Origin of the sequence: Stenotrophomonas sp. YIM B13575 (genome assembly GCF_042787595.1) — a bacterium.
Classification (GTDB): Bacteria; Pseudomonadota; Gammaproteobacteria; order Xanthomonadales; family Xanthomonadaceae; genus Stenotrophomonas; species Stenotrophomonas lactitubi_B.
The window spans coordinates 1-19603 of sequence record NZ_JBHZOP010000048.1 but is presented as its reverse complement, the minus strand read 5'-3'; the positions used below and the strand labels follow the sequence as shown (position 1 = coordinate 19603).

General features: G+C 66.2%; 16 protein-coding genes. 5 read left to right on the top strand and 11 right to left on the bottom strand.

Going from position 1 to position 19603, the window contains the following annotated elements; translation table 11 throughout:
• Positions 1-22 precede the first annotated feature (22 nt).
• The gene (gene thrS / locus ACFX4F_RS08985) at positions 23-1924 is read right to left on the bottom strand and encodes a threonine--tRNA ligase (RefSeq protein ID WP_380654296.1); all 1902 of its coding nucleotides are present in this window, start codon (positions 1922-1924) and stop codon (positions 23-25) included.
• 417 nt (positions 1925-2341) lie between these two features.
• Here thrS and ACFX4F_RS08980 point away from each other — a divergent pair, with 417 nt between their 5' ends.
• The 3 genes from ACFX4F_RS08980 to ACFX4F_RS08970 are packed head-to-tail and all read left to right on the top strand — an operon-like array spanning position 2342 to position 4471.
• Complete coding sequence (locus ACFX4F_RS08980) at positions 2342-2638, top strand: hypothetical protein (RefSeq protein WP_025876254.1); 297 nt, start codon at positions 2342-2344, stop codon at positions 2636-2638.
• The gene (locus tag ACFX4F_RS08975; RefSeq protein WP_099819071.1) at positions 2638-2901 is read left to right on the top strand and encodes a hypothetical protein; all 264 of its coding nucleotides are present in this window, start codon (positions 2638-2640) and stop codon (positions 2899-2901) included. The genes ACFX4F_RS08980 and ACFX4F_RS08975 overlap by 1 nt, the downstream gene beginning before the upstream one ends.
• Before the next feature lie 10 nt (positions 2902-2911).
• Complete coding sequence (locus ACFX4F_RS08970) at positions 2912-4471, top strand: PepSY-associated TM helix domain-containing protein (protein WP_380654291.1); 1560 nt, start codon at positions 2912-2914, stop codon at positions 4469-4471.
• Positions 4472-4496: 25 nt separating this feature from the next.
• Here the strand turns inward: ACFX4F_RS08970 and ACFX4F_RS08965 are convergent, their stop codons facing one another.
• Positions 4497-4889 carry a VOC family protein gene (locus ACFX4F_RS08965; protein WP_380654288.1) on the bottom strand — a complete coding sequence of 131 codons (393 nt, stop codon included), beginning with the start codon at positions 4887-4889 and terminating at the stop codon, positions 4497-4499.
• A gap of 103 nt (positions 4890-4992) precedes the next feature.
• Positions 4993-6183, bottom strand: a complete 1191-nt coding sequence (locus ACFX4F_RS08960) for a glycoside hydrolase family 18 protein (protein ID WP_380654285.1) — start codon at positions 6181-6183, stop codon at positions 4993-4995.
• A 58-nt stretch (positions 6184-6241) separates the two neighbouring features.
• Between ACFX4F_RS08960 and ACFX4F_RS08955 the strand changes: the two genes are divergently transcribed.
• Both ACFX4F_RS08955 and ACFX4F_RS08950 read left to right on the top strand, forming a co-directional pair.
• The gene (locus ACFX4F_RS08955; protein ID WP_380654282.1) at positions 6242-7390 is read left to right on the top strand and encodes a hypothetical protein; all 1149 of its coding nucleotides are present in this window, start codon (positions 6242-6244) and stop codon (positions 7388-7390) included.
• 103 nt (positions 7391-7493) lie between these two features.
• Positions 7494-8552, top strand: a complete 1059-nt coding sequence (locus ACFX4F_RS08950) for a serine hydrolase domain-containing protein (RefSeq protein WP_380654279.1) — start codon at positions 7494-7496, stop codon at positions 8550-8552.
• On the opposite strand, the gene ACFX4F_RS08945 is transcribed toward ACFX4F_RS08950, so the two are convergent.
• The 8 genes from ACFX4F_RS08945 to rimP all read right to left on the bottom strand — a co-directional run bounded on the left by ACFX4F_RS08945 (position 8521) and on the right by rimP (position 19245).
• A complete protein-coding gene (locus ACFX4F_RS08945; protein WP_380654276.1) occupies positions 8521-10080 on the bottom strand; it encodes a tetratricopeptide repeat protein in 1560 nt (519 codons plus the stop codon). The genes ACFX4F_RS08950 and ACFX4F_RS08945 overlap by 32 nt on opposite strands.
• A gap of 125 nt (positions 10081-10205) precedes the next feature.
• Positions 10206-12314, bottom strand: a complete 2109-nt coding sequence (gene pnp / locus ACFX4F_RS08940) for a polyribonucleotide nucleotidyltransferase (RefSeq protein ID WP_099819065.1) — start codon at positions 12312-12314, stop codon at positions 10206-10208.
• 147 nt (positions 12315-12461) lie between these two features.
• Positions 12462-12722: a 30S ribosomal protein S15 gene (rpsO, locus tag ACFX4F_RS08935; protein WP_005410445.1), complete on the bottom strand. Its 261-nt coding sequence runs from the start codon at positions 12720-12722 to the stop codon at positions 12462-12464.
• Positions 12723-12899: 177 nt separating this feature from the next.
• Entirely contained in the window at positions 12900-13808 is a 909-nt protein-coding gene (gene truB, locus ACFX4F_RS08930) for a tRNA pseudouridine(55) synthase TruB (protein WP_380654273.1), read from the bottom strand.
• 109 nt (positions 13809-13917) lie between these two features.
• Positions 13918-14301 (bottom strand): 30S ribosome-binding factor RbfA, encoded by a 384-nt coding sequence (gene rbfA, locus ACFX4F_RS08925; RefSeq protein WP_025876229.1) that lies wholly within the window; start codon positions 14299-14301, stop codon positions 13918-13920.
• Between the two features lie 99 nt (positions 14302-14400).
• Complete coding sequence (infB, locus tag ACFX4F_RS08920) at positions 14401-17046, bottom strand: translation initiation factor IF-2 (RefSeq protein WP_099819063.1); 2646 nt, start codon at positions 17044-17046, stop codon at positions 14401-14403.
• Between the two features lie 92 nt (positions 17047-17138).
• Positions 17139-18650, bottom strand: a complete 1512-nt coding sequence (gene nusA / locus ACFX4F_RS08915; protein ID WP_099819062.1) for a transcription termination factor NusA — start codon at positions 18648-18650, stop codon at positions 17139-17141.
• Positions 18651-18654: 4 nt separating this feature from the next.
• On the bottom strand, positions 18655-19245 hold the full coding sequence (gene rimP, locus ACFX4F_RS08910) for a ribosome maturation factor RimP (RefSeq protein ID WP_089236292.1): 591 nt from the start codon (positions 19243-19245) through the stop codon (positions 18655-18657).
• Positions 19246-19603 lie beyond the last annotated feature (358 nt).

The window sequence follows — 19603 nt, the reverse complement described above, 5'->3', positions numbered from 1 at the left end:
TGCGCACGGGCCGGACCTTTGTTTACGCGCCCTCGGCCTGGAGCCGCTCGGTGAAAGCCTGGAGGCTCATGCTGCCGAGATCTTCGCCAGAACGCGTACGCACCGCCACAGCGCCGTTTTCCTTCTCGCGGTCACCAATGACCAGCAGGTACGGCACGCGCTGCAGCGTGTGCTCGCGAATCTTATAGCCGATCTTCTCGTTACGCAAATCGGCGCTGACGCGGAAGCCTTGATCCGCAAGGCTTTTGGTCACGGCAGAGACGTATTCAGCCTGCGCATCGGTGATATTGGCCACCACCACCTGGGTCGGCGCCAGCCAGGCCGGGAACTGGCCGGCATGGTGCTCGATCAGGATGCCCAGGAAACGCTCCATCGAGCCGACGATGGCCCGGTGCAGCATTACCGGATGCTTCTTCTGGCTGTTCTCGTCCACGTATTCAGCGCCCAGACGGCCGGGCATCATGAAATCGACCTGCATGGTGCCCAGCTGCCAGGTGCGGCCGATGGCGTCCTTCAGGTGGTACTCGATCTTCGGGCCGTAGAAGGCGCCCTCGCCCGGCAGTTCCTGCCATTCCACCCCGCAGCTGGACAGTGCCGAGCGCAGCGCGCCCTCCGCCTTGTCCCAGGTGGCGTCATCGCCCAGGCGCGATTCGGGGCGCAGCGCGATCTTGACCTGGATCTCCTCGAAGCCGAAGTGCTGGTACACCGCCAGTGCCTGCTGGTGGAATGCGGTCACTTCCGCCTCGACCTGGTCTTCGGTGCAGAACACGTGACCATCGTCCTGGGTGAAGCCACGCACGCGCAGGATGCCGTGCAGCGCGCCGGATGGCTCGTTGCGGTGGCAGGCGCCAAACTCACCGTAGCGGATCGGCAGGTCGCGGTAGCTGTGCAGCCCCTGGTTGAACACCTGCACGTGGCCCGGGCAGTTCATCGGCTTCAGCGCGTAGGTACGCTTCTCCGACTCGGTGAAGAACATCGCGTCCTGGTAGTTGTCCCAGTGGCCCGACTTCTGCCACAGCGACACGTCCAGGATCTGCGGGCAGCGCACTTCGCCGTAGCCGGTGCTGCGGTACACCTTGCGCATGTACTGCTCGACCACTTGCCACAGCGCCCAGCCCTTCGGGTGCCAGAACACCAGGCCCGGGGCCTCTTCCTGCAGGTGGAACAGATCCTGCTGCTTGCCGATGCGACGGTGGTCGCGCATCTCCGCTTCTTCGATGCGCTTGATGTACGCATCGAGCTGCTTCTTGTCGGCCCAGGCAGTGCCGTAGACGCGCTGCAGCTGCTCGTTCTGCGCGTCGCCGCGCCAGTAGGCGCCGGAAATGCGGGTCAGCTTGAAGGCCTTCAGGAAGCGCGTGTTGGGCACGTGCGGGCCGCGGCACATGTCCACGTATTCCTGGTGGTAGTACATGCCCATCGCCTGGATCTCCGGCGACATGTCCTCGATCAGGCGCAGCTTGTAGTCCTCGCCACGGTCCTTGAAGATCTCGATGACTTCCGCACGCGGCGTCACTTTCTTGATGACGTCGTAGTCCTGCGCGATCAGCTCGCCCATGCGTTTTTCGATGGCGGCCATGTCTTCGGGCGTGAACGGACGCTCGGAGTAGATGTCGTAGTAGAAGCCTTCGGCGATCACCGGACCGATGACCATCTTCACGTCCGGGTACAGCTGCTTGACCGCATGGCCGACCAGATGGGCGCTGGAGTGGCGGATGATCTCCACGCCCTCCTCGTCCTTGGCGGTGATGATGCGCAGGGAGGCGTCGTGGTCGATGACGTCACTGGCATCGACCAGCACGCCATCCACCGAACCGGCGATGGTGGCCTTGGCCAGGCCGGCACCGATCGACTGGGCGACGTCCATGACGCTGACGGGATGTTCGAATTCGCGGCGGCTGCCGTCGGGAAGGGTAATCGTGATCATTGCAATGGCTTCATGCGGGGCCCGCCGGGCGGGCTGGAAAGCGCTCCCGGGCCAACGCCCGGGCAATAAAAAAGCGCCGCGAGGGCGCCTGGAATGCAGGGCCTTCGGGGCAGGTCAACAGTGGGCGGTGGTAGTGCTCATGTCGCACGCTCGGCCGGCGCTGGGCGCGGGCCACCTTGTTCCAGGATGGGGTTGCCGATGATCTTAAACCAGTGGCCGACAAAGCCCAAGCGGCGCCTGAATGGCGCTGGCTGGCGGCGTGAAAACGCAATGATTACCATGTGCGCGCAGCCAGCCCCTGTGCCGGCCTGCCCGCTTCCCCCAGGACCCTGCAATGCGCCACCCGCCCCGACCGGCGCCCGCCGGTCCCGCCCGTGCCCCGCGTTCACCGGCATTGTGCCGGTCCCGGAGCCCCCGATGATCACCGTCGGCCTGTCGACCCTGGGCTTCTGCAGCCTCGGCATGCTGTCGGCGATGTTCTCCGCGCTGGCCTTCTATGCCGCCTCCCCGCATTGCCGCTGGCCGCGGCTGCGCCGTGCCGGGCGCCTGGGCCGGCAGATCGGCCTGGTCGCTGCCGTGGCCGCACTGTGGCTGTGGATGGCCGAACTGGGCTTTGCCGCCGGCCTGGTGGCGATGCTGTGCACCTGGATGCTGGCCGCCATGCTGCTGCCGGCACTGGCCGCGTGGCACCGCCCCGATGTGGAGCCGCGCTGATGTGGTCGCGCGCACTGGCCGGCATCGTCGCCGGCTTCTTCCTTGCCGCTGCGGCGACCGGCCTGGTCGCCTGGCTGCCGCCGGGCCCCTGGCAGAAGGCCCTGGTGCCGAGCCTGATCGCGTTCGTCCCGTTGTGGATGCTGGCGGCGCTGTGGGCCTTCAGTTTCCGCAGCCCGTTGCGCGCCTGGCTGACCCTGGCCGGTTGCGCGGCCCTTGGCTTCGCCGCACTCGGCCTGCTGCGCCTGACCGGCGCGGTGCAATGAGATCGACCGCATGAAATTCAGTTCCCAGACGCTGCGTACGTTCACCACCCTGCACACCTGGGTTGGCCTGGTCGCCGGCTTCGGGCTGTTCGTGGCGTTCTATGCCGGCGCGCTGACCCTGTTCCACCACGATCTCCCGCTGTGGCAGACGCCTGGCGCGGCAACCGCATTGCCCGCCGGCCTGGATGACGCGCAGTACCTGCTCGACGACGTGCTGGCCACGCACGCGGAGGCGCGTCGCCACGTCGGCATGACCTTCCCCGGCGCCGATCATCCGCAGCCGCTGGCCTACTGGCAGGCCGAGGACGGCAGCTGGCGCTATGCATGGCCCGGACAGATCGGCGGCAGCCCGACGCCGCCGCAGACCGGGCTGGCCGAACTGGTCAACGAACTGCATTACAGCTTGGGCCTGCCGGTGGCCGGCATCTACGTGATGGGCATCGTCAGCCTGCTGTACGGCATGGCCCTGCTCAGCGGCCTGGTGATCCACCTGCCCAAGCTGCTGGGCGATCTGTTCGCGTTGCGCCCGGGCCGCAATCTCAAGCAGCAGTGGCAGGACGCGCACAACGTGATCGGCGTGCTCAGCCTGCCGTTCCATCTGATGTTCGCGGTCACCGGTGCCCTGCTCTGCCTGGTGTTCATGCAGATGGCCGTACTGAATCCCCTGATCTACGACGGCAAGGCACTGCAGGCGGTACCGACGGCGATGGATACCGCGCCGCTGCGCGAAGCCAGCGGCATTCCCGCTGCGCCGGGCAGCCTGCGTGAACTGCACGCGCGGGCGCTGGAAGTGGCGCGCGCGCAGGGCGTGGCCAACTTTGAACCGGCCTACCTGAAACTGGCCAATGGCGGTGATGCCAACGCGACCATCGAGATCACCGGCGAGGCCAGCGGCACGCTTGGCCCGCTCGGTGCTGTCGCGCTGGATGTCGAAAGCGGCCGCGTGCTGGCCAGCCAGCTGCCTGGCCAACGCGATGCCAACCACGCCACGCTCAGTGCCGCCTATGCCCTGCACTTCGGCGAATTCGGCAACGGCGTGGTGGTCTGGCTGTACTTCCTGCTCGGCCTCGGCGGCGCCTTCCTGTTCTATTCGGGCAACCTGCTGTGGATCGAGTCGCGTCGCAAGCGCCGTCAGCCGCAGCAGTCGCGCGCGGCGGTCAACATGGCGCGGGCCACGGTGGGTGTCTGCATCGGCCTGTGCGTGGCGATCTCGGTGGCCTTCGTCACCGCACTGGTGCTGGAGCGGGTCGCACCTGCCCAGGTCGACCACGGCATCCGCTGGGCCTGCTTCGTGACCTGGGCGGCGTGTGTGCTGTGGGCTGCCCTGCGCCGCCCGGCACAGGCGGCGCGCGAGCTACTATGGGCCGCAGCGATCAGCACCGCGCTGGTGCCGGTGGCACACGGCGCCCTCAACGGTGACTGGCTGTGGTTGGCCGCCGCACGCGGCCACTGGCCGTTGTTCTGGATCGATGCGATGGCACTGGCGATGGCCTTTGGCTTTGCCCGCCTGGCATATGCGAGCCAGCGGCGGGCCCGCAACGGTGACCCCAACAGCGTGTGGGCAAACTGACCAGGCCTGCTCGCAGCCGGCGCGGTTACGTGGCGTCCACGTAGCGGGCAACTTCGATCAGGTTCCCATCCGGATCACGGAAGTACACCGACTCGATCGGCCCAAGCGCTCCCGTACGCGGCACCGGCCCTTCTTCAACCGGCACCTGCTCTGCCTGCAGGTGGCCCAGCATCGCCTGTATGCCCATCGAGGTGATCAGGCAGAGATCGGCACTGCCGCGGGTAGGCTGCAGGGCGTGGGGCTGCAGCGGCGCGCTGGCCGGGTGCAGGTTGATCTTCTGCTGGCCGAACTGCAGGGCGACGCGACCGGCACCGAAGCGCACGACCTGCATGCCCAGCACGCGCTGGTAGAAGTTGCAGCTGCGTTCGATGTCGGCAACGGTAAGAACCAGATGGTCCAAGCGGTCGATGATGATCATGCACGCAGCTTAGCGCTGCGTGCGTGGCGCAGATGTGCGGTTTCGGGCCGCAGGCCGTGCCTGGAACCGCCGAACCCGGACTGGCTCGAACATGTTGAAGCGGTCAGTCGCCGACGCGGGCCTTCTGCCAGGGAGCCAGCATGGCGTTGAGCAGGCTGGCCTGCTCGTCGTCACCGGTCAGCTCCCACATGAAGACACCAGCCAGGCCCTGCTCGCGCGCGAACTGCGCCCGCAGGCCGATGGAGCGCGGGTCTTCATAGCTGATGAAGATCTTCTCGGTCGGGTTGTACAGCCACGGGCTCTGCGCCTGCGCTTGCCAGTGCTTGCTCCAGCCCGGCTGGTCGAGATAGCGCGCCTTGATCACCCGCCAGTCACCGGCATCGGCCGGAGCGCTGTAGGCCTGGTACAGGCCATCCGCCGACTCGCCGGTCACCTTGAAACCGCGCCCATAGAACGGCACGCCCAGCACCAGCTTGTCCGCCGGCACCCCGTGCTCGCGGTAGTACTGCACGGCACCGGCGACGTTGTTCCAGCGCCGCAGTTCTGGCGCCAGCGGGTCGGCCGGCACTTCATGCAGGGGCGCATTGAAGGTCGACACCGCCGAGAAGCCGGTGCCCATGTCGTAGCTCATCAGGTTGATGAAATCGAACACCTTGGCCAACGCCGGCAGATCGTAGCTGGCGGCGGGATCGTAGGGCCCATCGGTCTGCAGGCGACCCGCGGCCAGCGCCGCGGTCAGCAGCATCGGCTGCCCCGCCTTTCTGCCACGTGCATCCAGCGCCACGCGGAAGGCCTGCGCAAGCCTGGTCAGGTTGGCGCGGTCCTGCGGCCGGTGCGCCAGCTCCTTCGGGCCACCGCTGACCGGGAACTCCCAGTCGATGTCCACGCCATCGAAACTGCCGGCATGGCGCTCGAAGAACAACGCCATGCACGAGTCGACCAGGCGCCTGCGGCTGGCCTCGGTCAGTGCTGCGTCGGAGAATCCGCCCGCGCCCCAGCCACCGATCGAAATCAACGTGCGCAGATGCGGATGACGGCGCTTGAGCTCGGCCAACGCGGCGAAGTTGGCCGGCGCCTCGGCACCAATCACGCAGCGTCCGTCCTCGATGGTGGAAAACGCATAGAACAGATGGGTGAGTCGTTCGGCCGGGATGCTCGATACCGGATAACGCTCGGCAGAACCACCGGGATAGTACGCACCGAAAATCGGCGGTTGCGCCGGCGCTGCCTGCGCTGCGCTGGGCAGGGCGCTGGCGATCAGCACTGCAAGTACGGCCATGGTCTGGCGGAACATGGAAACTCCCGGGTCGAAGGCGCAGCCACGTTAGCAAACAGATCGCTCCAGGGTGCGGATGTCCGTGCAAGTCGTCCGCTGGACAATAGCCGGCCACTGGAAGCTGACACGGTCGCGGCTGCGCAACGTCGAAAGCACTTCGCTGCAGGACAACACGCGACCTGCCTGGGCTAAGGTGGCGCTGGATCTTCAATGGCACACGGACATGACCGCAGACCACGACGCAGACGACGAACTGCTGGACGACGAAACCCTGCACAAGCTGCAGGCACTGGAGGCAAGTGCCTACGCGGCCTTCGACGCAGGCGAACTGGCTGACGCAGCGGCAATGTTCGGGCAACTCGTCGAATGGACGCCCGACATCCCCCACCTGCACTACATGCGCGGGCTGGCGCACAAGTACCTGCGCGACTGGCCGGCATCGCTGCAGGACAACCTGCGCTCGGAACAGCTGCGCGATGCATTCGACGAGGCCACCGCATGGAATGCTGGAATTGCCGCCACCGGCACCGGTGATTGGGCCGAGGCGCGCCGGCAATGGACCCGTTGCGGCATCACACTGCCCGAAGGTGAAGGCCCGATCGACGGCAATTTCGGCGTTGCCTGTGTCCGCCTGAATCCATGGTCCAGCGGCGAGACGGTGTACATGCGCCGGCTGGATCCCGTGCGTGCACGGGTGGAGAACGTACCGCTGCCGGAGAGCGGGTTCCGCTTCGGTGACATCGTGCTGCATGACGGCGCATCCACCGGGCATCGCACCTACGGCGAGCGCGAGGTTCCGGTGTTCAATGCCATGCAGCGCCTGCAGCAGTCGGACATGGCAACCCATGCCGTGTTCGTGCAGTGCGACGGGCCGAAGGACATTGCCGCGCTGCGTGCGCTGACCTTGCCGGGCATTGGTCTGGTCGAGGACTGGACCCAGTCGGTGCGGCACCTGTGCCTGCGCTGCAGCTATGGCACGCCGCACCAGCACGATGACGATCGTGGCGATGACGAGACCCGTGATGATGACGATCGCTGGGAGAGCGAACGAAACCTCGGTATCGCCGCACAGGGCCGGGCCGCAGTGGAGAAACTGATGGCGGCATGGACGGCAGCCGGCAGTGGGCGCGTGCTGGAGGCGATTGAACAGCGCGAGCATCCACTTCCGGCCCCGGAGCCCGGCCAGGTGTGGTGGCTGGGGCACGAAGAAGAACAGCCCGTGTAGCGCCGAGCCTTGCAGCGCAAGGCCTTCAGAATTCTTCAGGGGAATTTCCAGCACTTCAGCCGGTGCTCTGGCCCAATCGGGCTCCTTTCGATGGAGCCCGATCATGCGTTCACTCCTGGCCCTTTCCGGCCTGCTGGCATCGCTTCTCAGCCTGCCCTGTACTGCCGCCCCGCCCGACCCTGCGCGTCTGCAGGCGCTGGAACACGCCATTGCCAGCGATGAATTGAAGCAGATCCGCAGCGTGCTGCTGCAGGTGGACGGCAGGGTCGTCTACGAGGGCTACTTCAATGGCGCCGATGCGCAGACCCTGCACGACGTGCGTTCGGCCAGCAAGAGCGTGACCGCGCTGCTGGTGGGGGCTGCCATTGGCGAGGGCAAGCTGCCGGGCGTACACGCCCGCGTCTATGACTACTTCCCCGCCTACACCGCCCGCCATCCGGTGGACCCGCGCCTGCGTCAAACCACGGTGGAAGATCTGCTGACCATGAGTTCCCTGTGGGAGTGCGATGACGAGAATGCGTTCTCGGCAGGCAACGAAGAGCGCATGTACGTGACCGAACGCTGGCTCGATTTCACCCTGGGGTTGCCGGTCAAAGGATTCGCACCATGGATGCCGCGTCCGGCGGACAGCCCGCACGGGCGTGCCTTCGCCTACTGCACCGCCAATTCCTTCGTGCTCGGCGCGGTGCTGGAACAGGCGACCGGTCAGCCGCTGGCAGACTACGCCGCACGCGTGCTGGAGCGACCGCTTGGAATCACCGCAAGCCACTGGAACCGTTCACCCGAGGGCATCGGCATGGGCGGCGGCGGCACCCGCTACCGCAGCCGCGATCTGGCCAGGCTGGGCCAACTGGTACTCGATGGCGGCCGCTGGCAGGGCCGACAACTTCTGCCGCCCGACTACATTGCCGCCATGATCCAACCGCAGGCACAGGCTGGCGATGGCAGTGACTACGGCTATCAATGGTGGGGATTGAAGCTGGTGGTCGACGGCAAACCACAGACGGTGTGGGCAATGTCCGGCAATGGCGGCAACTACGTCTTCCTGCTGCCGCAGCATCGCGCCGTGGCCGTGATCGCCAGCCAGGCCTACAACCGCAGCCTGGCCCACCCACAGTCGCGACGGATTCTCACCGAGTTCCTGTTGCCGGCGCTGCGCTGAGGCCCGAGAGGTCGGCGGGACGCCAGTCAGCAGCCAGCACCCGGCTGCGTTGGCGTGCGATGTCGGCATCGATGCGCGCCAGCAGAGCCGCCCATCCCGAAGTGCTGTGCAAGGGCGCGAACAGCGGCGTGGCGCGCAGCCACGCCGCATCGCGGAAGCCATCATTGACCGCCTGCTGCAGCGCGGTGACGGCAGCCTCCGGGTCGCTTTGCGCCTGCAACAGCAGGGCCCGCTCAAGTGCCGCATCGGACCAACCGTCGCCGCGCTGCGCCTGCAACACCGTCAGGCGGTTGCCGATCCATTCCGGTGACGGGCCCGGCTGTGCGTACAGCATGGCCAGGGTCTGTCCGAACGACTGCTGCGGACGCAGTTGGCGACCCTGCTCGAAGGCAGCGGCGGCGGCGGCGCGATCCCCGGCCTGCAGCGCCAGTTCGCCCTGCAGTCGCAGCAGTTGTGGATGCGGGGTGCCGCGCGACAGTGCTTCGGACAGCGCCTGCCTGGCGGGCCCGGATGCACCGGCTGCAAACAGGCTGCGCGGCCAGGCGATGTTGGCAAAGACGTTGTCGGGGTACAGCTGGAAGTTCCGCGCGTGCCGTTGTGCCGCCGCTTGGGTGAAGCCCAGCAGCTCCAGTTCACGTGCCACCTGCACGTCGCGGAAACGCAGGCGCTCGGGCGCCGTCAATGCGAGATTGTCGCGCAGCGCAAGAACAAGATGGCCCTGCTCCTGGTACAGATAGGCCAGCGATGCGCGCGTGCGCTCATCAGCGGGATCCAGCTGGATGGCGCGCTGGTAATCGGCAATGGCCTCACCCATCCGCCCCAGGCAGTCGTAGGCATAGCCGCGCAATGCGTGCGCCGCACCGTCATCGAAAGCGCGACGGAGTTCAGCGTCCGCCAGGGCAAGGGCTTCGTCCATCTGCGCAGCCGAGCCATTGAACAGGCACCCCTGCGCGGACAAGGCACGTGACAGCCCGCGGCGTGCGCTGCTGGACTCGGGATCCACCTGCAGCGCCTGACGGTACAGGGCAATGGCGCGCTCGTTGTTGCCGGCCTGGCCGATGCTGGCGTAGTACTCCGCGCGCTGCAGCAGCGCCTGCGCGGCCGGCGGCGCTGCCGTAGTGGGCCACAGTAGAACAGTGGCCAGTACGGCAACGGCGGCGGCACCGCCGGCCAGCCAAGGCCACTTGCGGCGTGCAGCTGGCGGCGACGTCGGCTCCAGGGCAACCGGCGCGGCGCACAGCTGATAGCCACGTCCACGCACCGAGCGGATATAGCGTGGGTGGCGACTGTCATCGCCCAACGCCTGCCGCAGCAGCTTCACCCGCTGGCTGATCGCATCTTCGCCGACGACCGCTGGTGCCCAGACCTGTTCGGCCAGGGTGTCGAAATCGACGATGTCGGTGCCGCGCTCCAGCAGCGCTCCGAACAGGCGCCAGCTCAGGCCATGGACCGGCAATGCGACGCCTGCGCGGGTGACCCGCTGTGAAGGGCGGTCGATTTCAAGGTCGAGCAGACGCAGGCTGTCCATGCGCGAAGCATAGCGGCCGGCGCGGCCGACGCGACAGCAGGCAAAGAAAAAGCGGGCCGAAGCCCGCTTTTTCATTTCGGCGTGTCAACCAAGGTTGACACCTACCGGAATCGACCGGAGGTCGATTACTCGGCGGTGGCGCCTTCGCCTTCCTCGACGGCCTTCATCGACAGGCGGATACGGCCCTGCTTGTCGACTTCCAGCACCTTGACCTTGACCACATCGCCTTCCTTCAGCACGTCGCCGACCTTCTCGACGCGGTCGCTGGAGATCTGCGACACGTGCACCAGGCCGTCCTTGCCCGGCAGGATGGTGACGAACGCACCGAAGTCCATGATCTTGGCGACCTTGCCTTCGTAGATGCGGCCCGGCTCGACGTCCGAGGTGATCTGCTCGATGCGGGCCTTGGCAGCCTGCGCAGCGATGGCATTGACCGACGCGATGACGATGGTGCCGTCATCCTGGATGTCGATCTGGGTGCCGGTTTCCTTGGTGATGGCCTGGATGGTCGAACCACCCTTGCCGATCACTTCGCGGATCTTGTCCGGGTGGATCTTGATGGTCAGCAGACGCGGCGCGTAGTCCGACAGCTCTTCGCGCGGAGCGGTCAGGCCATGGGCCATTTCGCCCAGGATGTGCAGACGGCCGGCCTTGGCCTGCTGCAGAGCCTGCTTCATGATCTCTTCGGTGATGCCTTCGATCTTGATGTCCATCTGCAGGGCGGAGATGCCCTCAGCGGTACCGGCAACCTTGAAGTCCATGTCGCCCAGGTGATCTTCGTCACCCAGGATGTCGGACAGGACGACGAAGCGATCGCCTTCCTTGACCAGACCCATGGCGATACCGGCAACCGGTGCCTTCACCGGCACGCCGGCGTCCATCAGGGCCAGCGACGAGCCGCAGACCGAGGCCATCGACGAGGAACCGTTCGACTCGGTGATCTCCGAGACGACGCGGATGGTGTACGGGAAGGATTCCAGCGACGGCATCACTGCCAGCACGCCGCGCTTGGCCAGACGGCCGTGGCCGATCTCGCGACGCTTCGGGCCCATCATGCGGCCGGTCTCACCCACCGAATAGGGGGGGAAGTTGTAATGGAACAGGAAGTTCTCTTTGTACTCACCGGAGACGGCATCGATGACCTGGCCATCACGGGCGGTGCCCAGGGTGATGGTCACGATGGCCTGCGTTTCGCCGCGGGTGAACAGCGAGGAACCATGGGTACGCGGCAAGATGCCGGTCTTCACGGCGATCGGGCGGACGGTGTCCAGCGCACGGCCGTCGATGCGGACCTTGGTGTCCAGCACCGAGTTGCGCATGGTGCTGTATTCCAGCTCACCGAATTCCTTCGACAGCTCGGCCGGGTTCCAGCCGTCGGCGGCAACGCGGCCAGCCAGCGACTCGGTCACGTCCTTCTTGATCGCCGAGATGGCGTCACGGCGCTGCAGCTTGTCGCGCACCTGGAAGGCTTCGCCCAGACGCGGGCCGATGGCTTCCTGCAGGGCGCTGATCAGCGCGGTGTTCTTGGCCGGGGCTTCCCAGGTCGACGGCTTGGTGCCGGCTTCGACGGTCAGCTCGTTGATGGCGTTGATGACCTTCTGCATTTCGCGGTGACCGAAGGTCACAGCGCCCAGCATCACGTCTTCGGACAGCAGCGCGGCTTCGGATTCCACCATCAGCACGGCGTTGGCGGTACCGGCAACGACCAGCTCCAGCTCCGAATCCTTCAGCTCGGTCACGGTCGGGTTGAGGATGTACTCACCGTTCTTGTAACCCACCTTGGCGGCGGCGATCGGACCCTTGAACGGGGTACCGGCCAGCGACAGCGCAGCCGAGGCACCGATCAGCGCCGGGATGTCACCGTCGATGTCCGGGTTCAGCGACATCACCGTGGCGATGATCTGGACTTCGTTCTTGTAGTCTTCCGGGAACAGCGGGCGGATCGGACGATCGATCAGACGCGAGATCAGGGTTTCCTTCTCGGTCGCGCGGCCTTCGCGCTTGAAGAAGCCACCCGGGATACGGCCACCGGCGTAGAACTTCTCCTGGTAGTCACAGGTCAGGGGGAAGAAGTCCTGGCCCTCACGCGCGCTCTTGGCGGCAACGGCGGAGACCAGCAGCACGGTATCGTCGAACTTGACGATGACGGCGCCACCGGCCTGGCGGGCGATTTCGCCGGTCTCAAGCGTGACGGTGTGCTTGCCGTACTGGAAGGTTTTGGTGATTTTTGCCACGGGGGTGTCCTTGGGGATGCTGTCTGCGAATGGACCGGGGGCGACCCTTGCCGCCAACGGATGACCGGTCGTTCCGGTCTGAAAAAGGTATTGCGGTGCTACAAAACAAAACCGCGGCGCATCGCTGCGCCGCGGGGGATTCGTTGCTTAGCGACGCAGGCCAAGCTTCTCGATCAGGGCCTTGTAACGCTCGACGTCCTTCTTCTTCAGGTAGTCGAGCAGGCTGCGGCGGCGGTTGACCATCTGCAGCAGACCACGGCGGCTGTGGTGATCCTTCTTGTGGGTCTTGAAGTGGCCGGTCAGCAGTTCGATGCGGGCGGTCAGCAGTGCAACCTGGACTTCCGGGGAGCCGGTGTCAGCCGAGCTGCGCTTGTTGTCTTCAATGACCTTCTGGGTGTCGATCGACATGTCTTTTTTCTCTGTGATGCGTGGCCGGCAGGAACGCGCTTTCGCGCACCGCCTGGCTCGCCGTGAACCAACAAATGGATGAAACCCGCCTTCGGCAGGCTGCCGTAAAACGGCCGCGGAATTGTAACGGCCAGGGGGCTTTGGAACAAGGTCCGGGGCTGAACCGGGCTTCCCCGTTCAGAGGTTGAAGCGGCGCTGCGGGGCCAGCAGACCGCTATTGTCGACCTGGCCCAGGCCCTGCGCCGCCGATCCGGGACCGAACACGGCCACCAGGCCGCGCGGCCAGGAAGGGTCGCGCTGGCGCTGGCCCACGCAGAAACGCTGGACCTGCTCGGCGTCCAGGTCGACCCGGGGGTACTCGGACAGACCCGCCGCCAACGGCAGCAGCAGCGCGTCCAGGGCGGCCTCGTCCTGCGCGTCCACCAAGGCCCTCAACTGATCCAGGGTGACCATCGCCGGTTCGCGGAACGGCTCCACCCACAACCGGCGCAGGGCACTGATGTGCGCGCCGCAGCCCAGCGTTTCACCCAGGTCACGGGCCAGACTGCGGATATAGGTGCCCGAGCCGCAGGTGACCCGCAGCCGCAGCCGCTCGGGCTGCTGCTCCAGTATCTCGATGGCGTGGACCTTGACCTGGCGCTCGGGCGCTTCGATGGCGTCGCCACGGCGGGCCTTCACATAGAGCGGCTCCCCACCCTGCTTGAGTGCGGAATAGATCGGCGCACGCTGCAGGATGTCGCCCAGCAACGGCACGATCGCCGCCTGCAGGGTCTCGGGGCTGATCGCGGGCACCGGCCGCTCGAGCAGCACCTGGCCCTCGGCGTCGTCGGTATCGGTGGTCTGGCCCAGCACGATCTCGCCGTCGTAGGCCTTGGCCGAGCCCAGCAGCAGGCCGGCGATCTTGGTGGCCTCACCGAAGCACAACGGCAACAGGCCGGTGGCCAGCGGGTCAAGGCTGCCGGTGTGGCCGCCCTTTTCCGCACGGAACAGGCGACGGGCGACCTGCAGCGCGGCGTTGGAGCTCATGCCGGTCGGCTTGTCGAGCAGCAGGATGCCATCCAGGCGGCGGAACTGAATTCGGGTCATGACAGGTACGGGTAGCGCCGGGCCATGCCCGGCGAGCGCGCAGCGCGGTCTGCATCAGACATCGCGCAGCCGGAATGCAGCAACGCCGGGCATGCCCGGCGTCGCGCGGTTATTCTTCGTCGCCTTCGCGACGCTTTTCGGCAGCCACGGTATCGGGCAGGTCGCGCAGCAGGTTGTCGATGCGCTCGCCACGATCGACCGAGTCGTCGTAGTGGAAATGCAGCTCCGGCACATGCCGCAGCTTCATCGCGCGCGCCAGCTCCATGCGCAGGCCCCAGGCCAGTTCCTTCAGGCCCTTCACTGCTTCCACCGAACGTTCCGGCATCAGCGCGGTGACGAACACCTTGGCGTGGGCCATGTCGCGGGTGATTTCCACGTCGGACACGCTCACCGAGGGCAACCCGTGCTCGCGCACGGCGTTGTGCACCAGGGTGCCGAGTTCACGGCGCAGCTGGGCGGAGACACGGTCGGTTCGATGGAAAGTCTTGGGCACGCGGCAGGCTCTTGATTCGATTGTGGCCCGACCGAAGTCAGGCCCTACAGTTTACGGGATGAAACGAGACCGGCCCGTGAGGGCCGGTCCGTTGCAGCATTACAGGGTGCGCGGCACTTCGATACGCTCGAAGCACTCGATCTGATCACCCGGCTTGACGTCGTTGTAGGCCTTCACCGCGATACCACACTCGGTACCGTTGCGGACTTCCTCGACGTTTTCCTTGAAGCGGCGCAGCGATTCCAGCTCGCCTTCGAAGATCACCACGCTGTCGCGCAGGACGCGGATCGGCTTGTTGCGCTTGACCACACCCTCGATGACCATGCTGCCGGCGACGGCACCCAGCTTGGAGCTGCGGAAGACGTCGCGGACCTCGGCGATACCGATGATCTCTTCGCGGATCTCCACGCCCAGCAGACCGGAGGCCACCTGCTTCACCTGATCGATCACGTCATAGATGATCGAGAAGTAACGCAGGTCCACGCCGTTGGATTCGATGATGCGACGGGCCGAAGCATCCGCACGCACGTTGAAGCCGATGACGGTGGCCTTCGAAGCGGCAGCCGAATTGGCGTCCGACTCGGTGATGCCGCCCACGCCGGAGTGGATCACGTTGATGCGGATGTCGTCGTTGGACAGCGCCACCAAGGCCTGGCTCAACGCCTGCACCGAACCCTGCACGTCGGCCTTGATGACCAGGTTGAGGACCTGCTGGCCCTCGCCCTTGCCCAGGGTCGCCATGATGTCTTCCATGCGGCTGCCAGCGGTGGCGACCAGGCGCGATTCGCGGCGCTTGGTCTCACGCTGCTGGGCAACGTCCTTGGCCAGACGCTCGTCGTCGACGACGACGAAGTCGTCACCGGCTTCCGGCACGCCGGACAGGCCCAGGACCTGCACCGGGATGGACGGGCCCGCGAACTCCGGCTGCTTGCCGGTTTCGTCGAACAGCGCACGCACGCGGCCGTACTGGATGCCGCACACCAGGTAATCGCCCTTCTTCAGGCGGCCCTGCTGCACCAGCACCGTCGCGATCGGGCCACGGCCCTTGTCCAGCGACGATTCGATGACCACGCCGTTGGCACGACCGTCGTCGACCGCCTTCAGTTCCAGCAGTTCAGCCTGGACCGAGACAGCTTCCAGCAGATCGTCGATGCCGAGGCCGGTCTTGGCCGAGATCTCCACCATCTGGGTGTCGCCACCGAAGTCTTCGGCCACGACCTGCTCGGAGAGCAGCTCGTTCTTGACCCGCATCGGGTCGGCGCCGGACTTGTCGATCTTGTTGATCGCCACGATCAGCGGCACACCCGCCGAACGGGCGTGCTGGATCGCTTCCTTGGTCTGCGGCATGACGCCGTCATCGGCCGCCACGACCAGCACCACGATATCGGTCAGCTTGGCACCGCGGGCACGCATCGAGGTGAACGCGGCGTGGCCCGGGGTATCCAGGAAGCTGATGACGCCCTTCGGCGTTTCAACGTGGTACGCACCGATATGCTGGGTGATGCCGCCAGCTTCGCCGGTGGCGACCTTGGTGCGACGGATGTAATCCAGCAGCGAGGTCTTGCCGTGGTCGACGTGGCCCATGATGGTGACCACCGGCGGACGCTGCACGGCCTCGCCCTGGTTCTCACCGGCCGAAGCCAACAGCGCATCTTCGGCGTCGTTGTCGCTGGCGCGGATCGCCTTGTGGCCCAGCTCTTCGGTGACCAGTGCCGCGGTGTCGTGGTCGATGGACTGGGTGATGGTGGCCATCACGCCCATCTTGAACAGCGCCTTCACCACCTCGCCGCCCTTCAGCGCGAGCTTCTGCGCCAGGTCGGCCACGGTGATGGTGTCGCCGATCGCCACTTCACGCACGACCGGTGCGGTCGGACGCTCGAAGGCATGCGGGCCGGAGTTGCCACCGCCGCGCGACATGTCGCGACGGCCGGACGTCGGACGGCTGCCCGGGCGACCACGGTTGTTGCTGTTGTTGCTGTTGCCACGGCGCGCACGATCGGCGGCGGACAGGTGCATCTGACCGGCAAAGCGGTCACCCGGGCCACGCTCGTTGCGCGGCGCGTTGCGGTTGTTGCGGTCGTCGCTGCGCGGCGGCGCTGCACTACGCGGAGCAGCCGGGGCTGCGGCCGGAGCGCGCGGCGGGCGCGGCGCGGTTTCGTCGATCGGAGCACGCACCTTGGGCTTGCTGGCAGCCAGGGCCTCGGCAGCCTTGGCGGCAACCGCAGCTTCCTCGGCCGCCTTCTTCTCGGCCTCGGCACGCTCCTTGGCAGCGACCTCTTCCTCGCGCTTGCGGACGATTTCCTCGTCACGCAGGCGGTCCTTCTCGGCCAGGGCCTGCTGCTCGGCAAGGTTGCGTGCGCGCGACTCTTCCAGCTTGCGCAGGATGTCGGCACGCTCTTCGTCCGGGGTCATCGCACGACCACCATCGGCCTTGACGTAGGTGCGCTTCTGGCGCACTTCCACGTTCACGGTTGTCTTGCTGCGACCGGAATTGACCGTCACTTCCTGCTGCTTGCGACGGTTGAGGGTGATCTTCTTGGCAGACTGATCAGTCTCTTCCGGGGCCTGCTCGGGCTTGCCATGCGAGCGACGAAGGAAGCCCAGGAGCTTCACTTTCTCGGAGCTGGTCACGACCTGGTCGGGACCGCTGAACTTCATGCCGGCACCAGCCAGCTGTTCCAGCAGTTTTTCGACCGGTGTATTGACCAGTTCAGCAAGCTTGCGGATGGTGGTTTGCTGCGACATTCGGATCCTATGATCTTGTGGGCGCCCCCCCGCATCTGGAGGTGGCGCGGATTCTACGCCCTGATCGGCTCAGGGCCCTGTTCATTGCCGGCTCATTCGCCGCGTTCCAGTCGGGCGATTTCCTCGGCACGCGCGGCCAGGATCAGCGCCGCGGCGCGCTCCTGGTCCAGCCCTTCGATGCCGAAGTCCATGACCTCGTCGGCGGCCAGGTCGGACAAGTCCTCGCTGGTACGCACGCCGTGGCCGGCCAACGCGTATGCGGTGGCTTCGTCCATGCCCTTCAGGGACAGCAGGTCCTGCGCCGGCTGGCCGTCCTCCAGGCCTTCCTCGACTGCCAGGGCCTCATTGAGCAGCGCATCGCGGGCACGTGCGCGCAGCTCTTCGACGATGTCTTCGTCGAAACCTTCCACGGCCAGCAGCTCGCCGACCGGTACGTATGCAATTTCCTCGACCGTGCCGAAGCCTTCGCTGACCAGGATGCCGGCGATTTCCTCGTCCACTTCCAGCTTGTCCATGAACAGCTGGCGGGCCGACGCCTGTTCGGCTTCCGACTTGGCGGTCACCTGGTCCTGGGTCATCACGTTCAGCTGCCAACCGGTCAGGCGGCTGGCCAGGCGCACGTTCTGGCCGCCCTTGCCGATCGCCTGGGCCAGGCGGTCTTCAGCAACGGCCAGGTCCATCGAATGCTTGTCTTCATCGACGATGATCGACTGCACTTCGGCCGGTGCCATCGCGTTGATGACGAAGTTGGCCGGGTTCTCGTTCCACAGGACGATGTCCACGCGCTCGCCATTGAGCTCGTTGGACACGGCCTGCACGCGCGAACCGCGCATGCCGATGCAGGCGCCGATCGGATCGGTGCGGGCATCGTGGGCGAGCACGGCGATCTTGGCGCGGTCGCCCGGGTCGCGGGCACAGGCCTTGATTTCCACCAGGCCCTGGCCGACTTCCGGCACTTCCAGCTTGAACAGCTCGATCATGAATTCCGGCGCGGCGCGGCTGATGAACAGCTGCGGGCCACGCGGCTCCGAACGCACTTCGGCCAGGTACCCGCGGACGCGGTCGCCGGCACGCAGGACGTCACGCGGAATGCCCTTGTCCTTCGGAATGAAGCCTTCGGCGTTGCCGCCAAGGTCGACATAGATGTTGCCGCGCTCGGCGCGCTTGACCACACCGGTGATCAGCTCGCCCACACGGTCGGCCCATGCATCGACCACCTGCTGGCGCTCGGCTTCGCGCACGCGCTGCACGATCACCTGCTTGGCGGCCTGGGCGGCGATGCGACCGAAGTCCGGGTTCTCGATCTGCTCTTCGATGTAATCGCCGACGTCCACGCCTTCGGCTTCGTCGATCGCGTCCATCAGGCGGATCTGGCGATCCGGCGATTCCATCACTACGTCATCGGCCACCACTTCCCAGCGGCGGTAGGTTTCGTAGTTGCCATCCTTGTGGTCGATGACCACGCGGGTCAGCACTTCCTCGTCGGGATAGCGCTTCTTCGCTGCCGAGGCCAGGGCGGCCTCGATGGCATCGAAGATCACTTCACGCGGCACGCCCTTCTCGTTGGCGACCGCGTCCACTACCAGCAACAGTTCCTTGCTCATTGGCTCACTCCGCGCGCGGCTTCTTTGCCGCCGGCTCGTTGGAAGAAGAATTCTTGTTCGGCTTCGGACGCTTCGGTGCCGGACCGGTCGGCTTGCTCGGGGCCAGCCCCAGCGCCACCCAGTCAGGCATGATCCGCGCCTTGTCGATGTTGTCGGCCGACACCACCAGTGCGGTATTGTCGACGATGAAAGTGATGCTGCCCTGCGCCTCGTCGATCGCGTCGATGCGACCCTGCAGGCGGCGGCGGTTTTCCTGCGGCAGCTTCAGGGTGACCTTGGCCGATTCGCCGAGGTGACGACCGAACTGCTCCAGGTTGAACAGCGGGCGATCCACGCCCGGCGAAGACACTTCCAGCGTGTAATTGCCGCTGATCGGGTCTTCGACGTCCATCTGTGCGGAGACTTCGCGGCTTACCCGCTCACAGTCGTCCACATTGATGATGCGCTCCGGCTGTTCCGCCAGCGGCACGTCGATGTAAAGGCGAAGGGTCGCACCGCCGGGGGCCGGCAGATACTCAACGCCCAGCAGCTCCAGGCCCAGCGACACAACGGTCGGGGCGAGCAGATTCGCGATGTCGGTTGCCTTGTCGCTCACAGCCTGCCTTGATCTCTTGGTTGGGTGCCGGCCGTGGCCAGCATGGAAACATGACGCCCCGAAAACGACGAAGGGCCCGCTGGGCCCCTTTTCCGGAAAGACTCCGGTGACTGGATTCCGGTTGCAACGCGCTGAACAAGCGTGTTGCGGCCCTCCTTCCGGGTGGATCTCCGATGGGGAGCGCCGCCGTCAGGGGTACTTCTAGGCCGCTGATGATAGCCCCTGCACCGCTCTGGTGCAAGGCTGCGGCCGTGCTGAAACCCTCCGCCGCGCTCGCCGGGCATGGCCCGGCGCTACCGGATGACCGCGCGATGGCAGCGCCGGGCCATGCCCGGTGGATCAGCGCAAGCGCCAAAGA

Bases quoted from the DNA above. Each gene is read 5' to 3' on its own strand.
- thrS (WP_380654296.1), bottom strand. From the start codon at position 1,924: ATGATCACGATTACCCTTCCCGACGGCAGCCGCCGCGAATTCGAACAT.
- ACFX4F_RS08980 (WP_025876254.1), top strand. From the start codon at position 2,342: ATGATCACCGTCGGCCTGTCGACCCTGGGCTTCTGCAGCCTCGGCATG.
- ACFX4F_RS08975 (WP_099819071.1), top strand. From the start codon at position 2,638: ATGTGGTCGCGCGCACTGGCCGGCATCGTCGCCGGCTTCTTCCTTGCC.
- ACFX4F_RS08970 (WP_380654291.1), top strand. From the start codon at position 2,912: ATGAAATTCAGTTCCCAGACGCTGCGTACGTTCACCACCCTGCACACC.
- ACFX4F_RS08965 (WP_380654288.1), bottom strand. From the start codon at position 4,889: ATGATCATCATCGACCGCTTGGACCATCTGGTTCTTACCGTTGCCGAC.
- ACFX4F_RS08960 (WP_380654285.1), bottom strand. From the start codon at position 6,183: ATGTTCCGCCAGACCATGGCCGTACTTGCAGTGCTGATCGCCAGCGCC.
- ACFX4F_RS08955 (WP_380654282.1), top strand. From the start codon at position 6,242: ATGTCCGTGCAAGTCGTCCGCTGGACAATAGCCGGCCACTGGAAGCTG.
- ACFX4F_RS08950 (WP_380654279.1), top strand. From the start codon at position 7,494: ATGCGTTCACTCCTGGCCCTTTCCGGCCTGCTGGCATCGCTTCTCAGC.
- ACFX4F_RS08945 (WP_380654276.1), bottom strand. From the start codon at position 10,080: ATGGACAGCCTGCGTCTGCTCGACCTTGAAATCGACCGCCCTTCACAG.
- rpsO (WP_005410445.1), bottom strand. From the start codon at position 12,722: ATGTCGATCGACACCCAGAAGGTCATTGAAGACAACAAGCGCAGCTCG.
- truB (WP_380654273.1), bottom strand. From the start codon at position 13,808: ATGACCCGAATTCAGTTCCGCCGCCTGGATGGCATCCTGCTGCTCGAC.
- infB (WP_099819063.1), bottom strand. From the start codon at position 17,046: ATGTCGCAGCAAACCACCATCCGCAAGCTTGCTGAACTGGTCAATACA.
- nusA (WP_099819062.1), bottom strand. From the start codon at position 18,650: ATGAGCAAGGAACTGTTGCTGGTAGTGGACGCGGTCGCCAACGAGAAG.